The organism is Evansella sp. AB-rgal1, from assembly GCF_041820985.1.
Lineage (GTDB): Bacteria > Bacillota > Bacilli > Bacillales > Salisediminibacteriaceae > Evansella.
The window spans coordinates 41,482-53,567 of record NZ_JBGUAU010000011.1 but is presented as its reverse complement, the minus strand read 5'-3'; the positions used below and the strand labels follow the sequence as shown (position 1 = coordinate 53,567).

Annotated in this window: 8 protein-coding genes; 1 reads left to right on the top strand and 7 read right to left on the bottom strand. The window is 36.1% G+C overall.

Going from position 1 to position 12,086, the window contains the following annotated elements:
* The first annotated feature begins 38 nt into the window (after positions 1–38).
* Positions 39–647 (top strand): flavodoxin family protein, encoded by a 609-nt coding sequence (locus ACERII_RS11030; protein ID WP_373642338.1) that lies wholly within the window; start codon positions 39–41, stop codon positions 645–647.
* 313 nt (positions 648–960) lie between these two features.
* Here ACERII_RS11030 and ACERII_RS11025 read toward each other — a convergent pair whose 3' ends face one another.
* The 7 genes from ACERII_RS11025 to ACERII_RS10995 all read right to left on the bottom strand — a co-directional run bounded on the left by ACERII_RS11025 (position 961) and on the right by ACERII_RS10995 (position 11,462).
* Complete coding sequence (locus tag ACERII_RS11025; RefSeq protein WP_373642336.1) at positions 961–2,571, bottom strand: L-lactate permease; 1,611 nt, start codon at positions 2,569–2,571, stop codon at positions 961–963.
* A 117-nt stretch (positions 2,572–2,688) separates the two neighbouring features.
* Entirely contained in the window at positions 2,689–4,305 is a 1,617-nt protein-coding gene (locus tag ACERII_RS11020) for an L-lactate permease (RefSeq protein WP_373642335.1), read from the bottom strand.
* Positions 4,306–4,435: 130 nt separating this feature from the next.
* On the bottom strand, positions 4,436–6,085 hold the full coding sequence (ggt, locus tag ACERII_RS11015) for a gamma-glutamyltransferase (RefSeq protein ID WP_373642334.1): 1,650 nt from the start codon (positions 6,083–6,085) through the stop codon (positions 4,436–4,438).
* A gap of 564 nt (positions 6,086–6,649) precedes the next feature.
* Positions 6,650–6,958 (bottom strand): hypothetical protein, encoded by a 309-nt coding sequence (locus ACERII_RS11010; protein ID WP_373642332.1) that lies wholly within the window; start codon positions 6,956–6,958, stop codon positions 6,650–6,652.
* A gap of 848 nt (positions 6,959–7,806) precedes the next feature.
* Positions 7,807–8,583 carry a DUF4145 domain-containing protein gene (locus ACERII_RS11005; RefSeq protein WP_373642330.1) on the bottom strand — a complete coding sequence of 259 codons (777 nt, stop codon included), beginning with the start codon at positions 8,581–8,583 and terminating at the stop codon, positions 7,807–7,809.
* Positions 8,584–9,177: 594 nt separating this feature from the next.
* A complete protein-coding gene (locus ACERII_RS11000) occupies positions 9,178–10,041 on the bottom strand; it encodes an HNH endonuclease (protein WP_373642328.1) in 864 nt (287 codons plus the stop codon).
* A 2-nt stretch (positions 10,042–10,043) separates the two neighbouring features.
* The gene (locus tag ACERII_RS10995; RefSeq protein ID WP_373642327.1) at positions 10,044–11,462 is read right to left on the bottom strand and encodes an AAA family ATPase; all 1,419 of its coding nucleotides are present in this window, start codon (positions 11,460–11,462) and stop codon (positions 10,044–10,046) included.
* Positions 11,463–12,086 lie beyond the last annotated feature (624 nt).

Genomic DNA, 12,086 nt, shown 5'->3' with positions numbered 1-12,086 from the left:
CCTAACTTATTTAAAACCTACGAAAGGATGATATTAGAATGAAAGCATTATTTTTAAATTGTTCTCTTAAAACTAGTAAAGACCCCTCTCATACAAGTGCCCTTTTAAAGGAAGCCGCAGATTGGTTTGCATCGGAAAACGTAGAAACGGAAGAAATACGAATTGCCGACTACACTGTCATCCCTGGTATGGAACCTGATATGGGAAATGGAGATGAATGGCCAAAAATAATGAAGAAAGTTCTTACTTCTGAAATTTTAATTGTAGGAACTCCTATTTGGATCGGGGAAAAAAGTAGTATTTCCACACTTGTTATGGAGAGGCTTTCTGCATCAAGCGGAGAAACAAATAAAAAAGGTCAAGGAATTTTTTATAATAAAGTAGCAGGTGCCGTCGTAACAGGTAACGAAGACGGTGCGAAAGCTTCTGCCAAATCCCTTTTGTATGGTTTACAGCATATAGGATATACTGTTCCACCAAACGTAGATGCCTATTGGGTAGGGGAAGCAGGTCCTGGACCTTCCTATATGGATACAAACAAAGAGAACGAATTCACAAAAAAAAATATAAAAATGATGACCTATAATTTAATCCATTTCGCCAGAATGCTTAAAGAGCACCCAATTCCAACGAAAGGGAACTCCTAGAGTTAAATTCCATCCGATTTACTTTTCAATAAAAAGATTGGAATCCTAAAGTTGGTTGAGAATCTTGTATTGGTGATTTTAAGAAAAGATGAAGTGAAAAACACAGCTTTTCATCTAAAGGGAAGAAAGTGAGCATAATTGATAGATGAGGACTATTAATTCCTAACTTTATAGCAAACAAGGCTTCTCCATAGTTTAATCAACTAATGAGAAGCCTCTTTTATATTCCTGATGTTAGCAAACTACTTTGAAACCCTTATATATCATAGTTTCAAGGGGAACTGTTATCGTGCGTCCGTCCACCCGTCCTTTATCATGTAATGTAAAAGATTAAGATGGCGACTGCTGATACTAGGGTTCCTGAAATGAGTGTAAAGATGAGTGTTGGTTTAAATACTTCTGCATCTTTTCCTTTAATACCAGCTGTGCTCGTTCCAAGGATGACATTTGCAGGAGAGATGGCATTACCGATGGCACCACCGGCAGATTGAGCAGCTATAACATGGGCTACGGATAGGCCCTCCATGGATTGTGCTACAGATACATGGAGAGGTGCAAATAACACATTGGAGGATGTGTTAGATGAAGTCATAAAGGAGCCCACGATCCCGATGACATTGGCTAAAGCTAAATAGACGACTGGTGGCGAAACCTCGGCTATTCCAAGGGCCACGACCGTTGTTTGACCAGAGCTTCCCATAATCTCTGTCATGGTGAGAAAACCAGTAATGGCTAAGGAGGCACCAACAGCGTTCTCCTTTACTCCAGACCATATTTTCTTACCTGAATCCCCTTCATACATTCCTAATTTACGATACCAGAGATAGGCGAATACAGCTGACAGGAATAAATACAAGCCCGGATGGGTTAATGGAGCAATAGGCGAGTATGCTGCTTCTCCTTCTACTTCAAATCCGTATCCCGTTTCCACTGTTGGAACAGGGGGACCGTATTGAACCTGCTCTAATAAATTCGATATAAAAGGAAGTCCTAAAGCGATGATGGATGAAATCGTTAAAACATAATATGGCATGAAAGCCTTATGGATGGAAATATCAGGTTTTTCTTCAGGATCGCTTGAATGCTCCTCTTCTAAAATATCCGTTTCATCCTCGAGCGTTGTTTTTTCATTGTAGCGCTTGATTTTTGCCAATAGGAAAAGGACACCAAGGGCAATCGTTGCTGGGATGAAGTTACTTAAGGAAGGGTTTATTTGACCTAATAGGAGTTGACCACCCCCATGAATAATGGAGATAATAACCACTGCCAAAAAGCCTTCCTTTACCCCTTTCCATTTTGCAAAAAGCCAGCAAATCATTAAGCCAGCAATCATATTTGGAATCCAAAGAAGAATCCCAGTATATAAAACGGTAATGGCAGTATTCTCAATGGTAACCACGTTTGTCGTTGCAATCCATGCTACGGCTAACGTTCCGAATACATTTGCCCATGCATGTCCAATAAGTGGAATGACAACGGCAGTAACTGGTTTTACTCCAATACCAACAAGCAGTGGTGCCACTACGGCAATGGGTGCACCAAAGCCTGCAATCCCTTGAAGGAAAGAGGCGAAGACCCACCCGAATGCTAGAATTAAGAATAGATAGTTTTTCGTATGCTCTTGAATATCTTCCCGGATGACCGTGAATGCTCCCGATTCTTTCGTAACCTGGTAAAGATATAAGGCTGGCCATACAACTAATAGAATAAAGAAGGCTTCCCAAAGCCCTTTACCGAATCCAACACCTATGTTCTCCAGGGGAGCTTGGAAGAGAGTAAAGGCGATTATTAGCGCCACCCCCATGGAAATCCACCCAGAAACAGGTCCGGACCATTTGAAAAGTACTAGCATTACTAACAATAAAACTAATGGAAGTATTGCAGTTGACCAATGTAGTAAATCTATAGGCAAGGAGTTCTCCACGATAAATTATCTTCCTTTCTTTTAAAAATAAGGTATTTACAGAGGCACCTTAAAGTGAATGCTTCTCCCATGATATTGGAAGAAGCTTCACTTTTTTTACCATACTAATATATTTTTTTAACCAGTTATAAAAAACATCAATATGGCAGCAGCTGAAACGAGGATACCGGAAATAAGAGTAAATACGATAGTGTACTTAAACACTTGCGCATCCTTACCTTTTATACCAGCCGTACTTGTTCCAAGAATGACGTTTGCCGGAGCAATCGCGTTACCGATAGCACCACCTACAGATTGAGATGCTATGACGTGGGGTGTGCTAAGGGCCTGCATAGAATCAGCCACTGAAACGTGGAGAGGAGCAAATAAAACGTTTGATGCTGTATTAGATGAGGTCATAAATGCCCCTACAATACCAATCAAGTTAGCTAAACCTACATACACTACAGGCGGTGACACTTCAGCAATTCCTAGGGCAACTACCGTTGTTTGTCCTGAGCTACCCATAATCTCTGTCATCGTTAAGAAACCGGCAATAGCTAAAGATGCACCAATGGCATTATCCTTCACACCCGACCAAATACTTTTCCTCGCACCATCCTTGTACATTCCTAGCTTTTTAAACCAGAAATAAGCAAAGATGGATGCAATAAACAAGTATAAGCCTGGATGGGTTAATGGAGCAATCGGAGAGTAAGCTTCTTCGCCTTCCACTTCAAAACCATAGCCCGTTTCCACTGCAGGGGTTGGCGGACCCCAATCCACTTGCTCTAATGTATTGTTTATAAAAGGAATACCTAAAGCAATGATGGAAGTAATTGTCAATACATAATAGGGCATAAATGCTTTATGCATAGACATTTTTGGTTTTTCATCATCAAGCTTCTCCTCGTCTGTTTCCTCTAAAATATCTGTTTCCTCTTGAAGCTTTGTTTTTTCCTTATACGTATTCATTCTAGCAAGTAAGAATAAGACACCTAAAGCGACTGTTGCTGGAATGAAATTACTAAGGGTGGGATTTACTAAGCCTAGAAGGACCTGTCCACCACCATGGATCGTCGAGATAACCACGACAGCGATGAACCCTTCCTTTACCCCCTTCCATTTCGCAAACAAATAGCAAATCATAATACCGGCGATGAAGTTTGGAATCCATAAAAGTATCGTCGTGTAAAGAATAGTTGAGGTTGCATTTTCTATATGAACCACATTCGTTGTTGCAATCCAACCTACTGCAAGAGTTCCGAACATATTCGCCCATGCATGACCGATAAGTGGGATAACAACAGCGATAATAGGTTTTACACCAAGACCCACTAGTAATGGTGCCACAACGGCGATTGGTGCTCCGAACCCGGCAATCCCTTGTAGAAAGGATGCGAAGACCCAACCGAATGCTAAAATTAAAAATAAGTAATTTTGTGTATGCTCTTGAATCCCTTCACGAATAGCATTAAAGGCACCAGCTTCCTTCGTTACTTGATAGAGGTAGAGAGCTGGCCATACTACTAATAGGATGAAAAATGCTTCCCAAAGTCCTTTACCAAATCCTACGGCAACATTATCAAGGGGGGCTTGGAAGAGGAAAATAGCAATTAGTAATGCCACACCCATGGCAACCCAACCAGATAACGGACCTGACCATTTTAAACCTACTAGCATGACTAATAATAGAACTAATGGTATAACGGCAAGTGACCAATGTAATAGGTCAACTGGCAACGTATTCTCCACTGTAAATCACTCGCTTTCTGTAAAAAATAGTAGTTTGTTTTTTTCAGATATCTATAAAAATCTAAAAAGGAGGCTTATCGTGAAAATAACAAACTTGTTATCATCCTACGGTTCCGCCTCCTTTTCTTGATTACCAGCTTAAGGCAATTCCGTCTCCACGAGGGTCGGCTCCAGCGCTATAGGTTCCCTTTTCTTGGTCGATGACTATGCCCTGGGCATGTCCCATTTGTTGAGAGAAGCTTTCCGCCAGTTCCACTTCATGGCCCCGATCGGTTAAAACTGTTCCAATGTAATCTGGAATACGAGTTTCTAGCTTTAATGAGGAACTGGACTCTCCCCAAGTTCTACCATACAACCAACGGGGCGCCTCAATAGCTTGTTGAATGTTGTAGCCAAAATCTACAACTCTAGTAAAGAGGGCACATTGTGTTTGGGGCTGTCCTTCTCCTCCCATAGAACCAAATAGCATAAATGGTTTATTATCCTTTGTGGCCATTGCTGGAATGATGGTGTGAAAGGTTCGTTTATTTGGTTCCAGTGTATTTGGATGATCTGGATCTAAGCTGAAAAAGGAACCGCGATTTTGAAGTAGAAAGCCACACCCTTCTGGCATCAAGCCTGATCCAAATTCATGATAGATACTTTGAATTAGAGAAACAGAGTTCCCTTCCTTGTCAACAGCACTCATGAAGGTTGTATCTGTACCACCAAAGACGTTAGGCAGCTCCTCTAATTCATCTATTGGAAAGGCACGATCCATGGAGATGAACTCATCCATTTTTTTCGTGTGTTCATCAGAAAGGAGATTCCTATATGGTATATCAAGGGAAGCCTTATCGGTTACCCATTCATCTCGATAGCGAAAGGATACCTTCGCAGCCTCCACCATTAAATGGTAATAATCAGGAGTATGATCCCCAATGGAGGAGAGGTCGTACTTATCTAAAATATTTAACATCATTAAAGTAGCAATTCCTTGTGTATTAGGTTTTAATTCGTGTACCTGGAACCCTTTATATGTTGTCGATAGTGGCTCTTCCCAGGTGGTTTCGTGCTTCATGAAATCTTCTTTTGTCAGTAGCCCCTCATAGCTTTGTAGAGAGGAAATAACTTTGTCTGCAATTTCTCCTTCATAAAAGGCAGAACAACCTCCCTCTGCAATTTGCTTTAGGGACCATGCAAGATTTGGTTGGTATAGGATTTCTCCAGACCGAATTGGATACCCATCTGGTAAAAAAGTTCTTTTTGTCTCTGGAAATTTGCATAATAGGTCCTTTTTTTCATGAACAAAACGACTAAATTTTTCACTAACGGGAAAGCCTTCCACGGCATATTGAATCGCTCTAGCAAAAAGGGTTTCCCACGGGAGTTTTCCGTACTGTTGGTGTAATTCCCACCAAGCACTAACGGTTCCAGGAACAGTATTCGCTGCTAAGGGACCACGTTCTGGTATTTTCTCTAAACCACGATCGTGATATATATCCCTTGTAACAGTGGCTCCAGAACGACCGCTTCCATTAATAGCCTTAACTTGTTTATCTGACTTGTCCCACACTAAGGAGAATAAGTCTCCCCCAAGCCCAGCCATATGGGGATAAACGACACATAGGACAGTATTTATGGCAATGGCCCCTTCCACTGCGTGGCCCCCTTTTTCAAGAATTTCCTTCCCAGCTTGAGTAGCAAGGTAGTGTGGTGAGGTAACTGCACCATTTTTTCCTTCAACAACTGGTCTGCCAGTTTCATAGAATCCATAAAATCCGCCTTTGTTAAAAGTCATCGTTCAACCTCCAGTTAATTTTTTAAATGTTAGATTAACATGCACATAGTTTTCATTCCCAACACAAATAAAATAAAACATAGGGGCTTTCTCACAGGTTTACTATGGTACAAAACTGTAAATTGCAGACGAAGACGAAATCCACATGCAAAATCAGACAACTTCCATAAACAAAATTACTGTGTAAAAACATTGAAAGGTGGCTGGTACAACAGTGTTTTCTTCACGGAAAAATCCTTTGAAATGATATTTGTATATACTATTCGCTACGGAAATATACTTCGATAAGGTTACACATCGTTCGTGTTCTCCGTTTTTTACAAATAAATAAAAAAATAAGCCCCTGACCAATGAGTGTGTGGCTCAAAGTTAAGGCTTATTTTTCCCCTTGTTAATCCCTATTAAAAGAGAAATAGGATATTGCAGACTGGTAGTGTGAGCACTAAACGATCACTTCCTAAAGTTTAATGATAGAATCATTTCAAATTTACATCATCTATCGAAAAGTTCAGTATCAATACATAATTTACAGTAAATAAAATAACCTGTTCCTTACAATTTCCATTATTGCGCTTTTAAATGTTCCTTCGTTTCCTTTGTGCCTAATTCGTAAATATATTCTAACAGTTCGTCTAGTCCACTTTGAAGCTTTTCCTTATCTGCAACTGCCGAATACTCTTTAAAAGGGCGAACGAAAATATGTTCTTGAAAAATGTCTTTTTTATTTAGCTTATTTATTATTGATTGTAATTTTGTAAATTCTTCATTGTCTGCTTTTATTTCGTATTGTATTGTTCCGTCTGGTATTTCTTCTTCCATGATTTCCACTTTGCTACCTGTTCTAAATGTTACATAGTATGTTTGCTTGTCCATTTTTGTTCCTCCCTTCATCCTTGTTTGCTTTATACCCTATAATAAATAAAAATTAACTTACATTTTTTGCCCATATGAAACTACCCTTTCGCGGACTGAAGAGAACTTATTCTTGGTCATATGCAATTTTAGTATCAAGACAAAACACTTCCTTGAGAAACATTTGGGCACAAGCAAAGGCGCAATATGTTAGAGTTTTGACGAAAAACAAGATTATAATTTAAAGTACTTGAAGAGTAGGAAACGTTGCTCCAAAGTAAAGGCCTCCAGCCCTTTCATACAAGAATAAAAGAGGCTTCTCAATAGTTTAATCAACTAATGGCGCCTCTTTTACTTTTCAATATGTTAGCATTGTGTTAGCAAACTGTAGGAAAACCCTTTTCTATCAAGGGTTCAAGAGGCATATCACATCATGCCGCCCCTAAGGTGAGAGTGTATAATATCTTTACCTTTGTGTGCGAAAAGTGCGGTATATCAGGGTTTTGTTAAATTATTACTGTAACATCTTTAACGGGAATTTATTGTTTTCACTGGATTGCGTTAGCAAGATGTTAGCAAAATCTTGCATATAGAGTTTTACCGTTGTTCACACACTCCACATGAATTGGATGATGATTGTAAATAGAATGGTAATGGTGTAATTGTGTGTTTACCTAAAAATATTACTTATGATACGGTTCACCTTAGTTATTTAAGAGTCAATAAAAATTAAGCATCGGAATCGTTTCATTGCTTTTATTTATATTTGCGATGTAATCCTTATTCAACAAATATGTAATTGTATGATATATATTTTTAACACATGAGCTAATTTCATAATTGTATAATGAAATTAGAGAATAAAATTATTAGCTTCTACCATTTAATATCAGAGAAATTAAGCAAACGAAAACATCCCTTTTATCTTCTTCAATGGCGGGAAGCAAACGATTAAAATTATCCTTTGCCCTTTCTAAGTTCTCAGCAACATTTAGTTTATTAAAACTTTGTTCCAATAAATCCAAGTCATGCTTTAGAATAATACATTGTTCATCATTAATTTCGTTTTTCTTTAAACAATCCTCTAAAAAATCTATGCCTTCCTTTTTCATACCACTTTTTAAGTAGGCTTTAGATAATTTATCAATAACAAACAGAGAAGGATTACGAAGATAATACTTGCTCAAAATTGTAACCCTATAAATAGGCGGGAGTGTGCTAAACACTGTAGGAACCCACGATCCATTTACAAGATCACCAAAACCATTTTTTATAAAATAAACATGAAATATTTCTAAAGAAAATTGCTTAATGATACCAAGTGCATCATCAATGTCGTGAGCTTTGTATTCTCCTTCTTCTCCTTTATGCGCTCCTTTATTACCAATTACCTTTGCCTGCAATAATTTTTCTACTAATGCACTATCCATAAATGCCTTAGTAGCATTGATTTTGTCATGAAGTTTATATCTCGCCCACTTGTTTTTAATTTCAGGAGATACAAATTCAATGACGATTTCATCGCATACATATTCTAAGCAAATCCTAATATCTACAGCTCTATGATGAGCCTTTTGTTCAGTATCACCAGCATAAAGATAATATTTTCTTGATAATGGTGATATTAATGGTAAATTAATCTCCATGCTTTTCATACCTCATTAAAATAAATTTATCCTACCAGATTGAAATATCATCTATGAAATGTCCGGAAAATCAGGGTCAAAGTCGCAGTATTCTGACTCGAAAAATGCCCGGTTATGCTACAAAACCAGTACATATAGTAATTGACATTCCTCTTTTGCCATCAGAATTACTATTCGTCATTAGAATTACCGTCTCCACGTGGCTGGGATAGTGATGGCAGATGGATCTAGATGTAGTAGTGTCTACATTCTACTTTTTAATTATTAATCATAACATTTGATATAAGATTACATTAGGCCGCCCGTAGGTTGCTAGAGTGTAATATTGTTAACATTGAGTGCAAAAATTGCGGTAAATCAACGTTTTGGAAATTACTTACTGTAACACATCTTTAACGGTGATTTACCGTTTTTTATGGGATTGCGTTAGCAAAATGTTAGCAGCTCGTCTAGTCAAAATTATTCTACACACTATCTTGGAAGGCAAATGATAGTTTTATATGTAATGTATGTAGTCAGTGTTTAAATAAAAAAATATGTTCATTAGTGACTCATATGGACTTTTAGTATAATGATGTGGTCAATAAAGTAACCCTACAGTCTTATTGATTTAATTAGATTAATCATTTGAGGACTCGACCACATTGATTGGTAGAGGCTAACTTTCCAGAAATTAACCCCATATATATCTGCTTCAGAATCTGATTGGTCTTTAAGTTCCTGTATAATATCAAAATTCCCATTTCGTGAGTATTTTTTATTTAAACTTCTAACAGCTTTTTTTATTTCTCCATTTGATAGCAAGGAATATTTATTAAGTAAGCCTAAATTATTATAGTGATTCTTAACAACTTGATAATCTTGTTGGTTCATATCATTTGGTATATTTAAGTAAAATCTTGCAACAGGAATATTATCATGTATAATCATCCTACAGAATAGGTATTGATTAGAACCATTTATAGAATCATAGTATAAATTTAAAAATTCTCTTAAACCACTAGAATTAATCCACTTATCATCTTTATCTCTATTACAATCAGTGCAACAAGGAAGCAAATTTATCCCTAGTACACTAAATTCAGGAAAAATAGATTTTGGCAAGTAATGATCAAAAGTACTTGGTATCCCTATTCCGCAATATTGACAATAAGCTGCATAGTCATCAGGTTGTAATTTTTTTATTTCTGCTTTTAATTTATATAAGGGATCAGTTGATGACTCGTAGCAATGTATTAATGCTTCCTTTAGCGCAATCAAACTTTCATTACTTTCATAATCCTTAACACGAGAATTCATTAACTCTAATTTATTTACCATAGATAAATATTTTTTATAATCTTGGTTAATCTGATTAAAAGAATTATTTAGTATACTCTTTCTTGGTTCTTTTTTTGAATTAACTATTTCTTTTAACGGAAATATCTGTGGAATGGAATATGGGTATAAATTTCGCATATTTAATCCTTTTTATTAATCTCTTCGAGTAATGTTTTCAAATATATCTTAGCATTAAAGCTTAGTTTGTTATTGAATATTTTTTCAAGGATATAATTATAATTGTACCCTCGGTTAACCAAAGTTTTAAAGTTTTCATAGTAAACATTATTAGTATTAATAGTACCAAATATCTCCTCCGTTATTTGGGTGTAGTCTGCTCCAAAACTTTCTATACCCAGTTTCTTAACTATTGGATAGTCACCTACTCTGTCTAAAACATGAACTCTTTTTGAAGGAACAGATTGAATAATAATTGGTGAGTGCGTAGAGACAATAGCGTATGAATTATATGTTTCAAGTATTTGATAAAGCATATAAGTGTAATTTGAAATTGCATTAGGATGAAGAAAAAGTTCAGGTTCATCAAATAATAATAAAGATTCTTCTTTTATATTTGCTAATAAATCTGTTATAGTTGTTAGAATCATGTTTTGGCCAGAGCTAAGTTCTGTCAAATACATTGGACTCTTCTCTATATAATTTAGTAAATCAACATCTATCATTTTACTTAATATATTTTTCCACTCTATTATTCGCTCAGGATAGTTTTGTTTAATATAATTTATAGATTCTTCAAATCTGCGTTCCATTTGTCTTAGTGTCATAAGTCCAGTCTTATTTCTTAGCCCACAATATCTGTAACTGTAAAATCTATTTGATTTAGGCTTTCTGAAATTATCAAAATAACTATAAGAAATAGCTATTACCCTACTGAATACCGGAGTATCAGGATAAAATTTACTTTCCCGCTTGGATATTCCTCCTAAACTGTTAGCTAGGTTAGCTAAAAGGTATGTTTTCCCTGTTCCATTTTTCCCTATTAGTGCATTAATTCTAAAAGGAATATCATCATTTAAGAAGTCAAAATTTATATTGTGAAAATCCTTTGCGCCTTCTACTCTTGTTTCGAATGTAAAGTTATATAAATTATTAGGCTTTATTTCATTCGAATCACTAAATATATAAGGCCCATCGATTAATGTTTTCCTAGCTTGGCTATTTCTGAGTAATGAGGTTTCGAAACCTTCCAGGCTCTGTGCAATATATCTAAGGTCCTCATTAAATACAACATCATTTAAAGCTGTTAAAATTTGCTCATAGTCATTAGCACTTAATTCTTTAAGTTTTTCGTAAAATTCAATTTCCTGTCCTAATGAAAAGAACTTATCTCCAAGTTGCTCGAATTCATTTGGTATATTACTAATAGATGAACCATTTTCCAAAATCTTAGTTAACCCTATATCTAATTCTTGATCATTAGAATTGTAGTAATATAAATTATGGGAGGTCTTATATGAATAATCATCCCAATCTGAAGAGACTAATACAACACACGGAAGATAAGAGCCTTCAGGTTTAGTATTTTTGTAAAATTTCATTTTTTCCACATCCTATATCCAGCTCTTTATAAAACAGAAGCATTTCTTTATTAGAAAATTCTATAACACTCACTTTATTATTATTTAACAGTATTTTAGACTATAATTAAACTTTGGAAAGTGGTCATGAACAATTTGATTTAAATATAATTACCTCAACACCCCGATGTACCTAGAGTATATGTGGCAACGCATGCGGTGTTTCTGGTTATAAGATTACTTGATAATCTTCTGGTGTTGAAATAACATTGTCAGACACAAAAAGGTCTTAGTAAATTTGCTGTAATTGAAACTCTTAACCTAACCCTACTAAACTTGTTAACCTCTTTTGAATAATCTCTACCTCAGCATCAACCGATTTACTCATTTAGTCACAATTTTATATCTAATATTATTGTAAGATAGAAGTGATGGAAGATACACTCAATTTTTTCCCTAGACAATGCAACAAAGAATGCCCTTATATCTGGATTCTGATTGTTTCCAAAACCTCCAAAATGAATCGTCTTCTAAACCTATAAAGAAAACAGTATCGTACTCCCCCCCTTACTTTTATGGATTGTTATTGGAATACTGAATTCCCCTAAAAAAACTTGAATTGCTTTTCCCCATTCTTGATGTTCA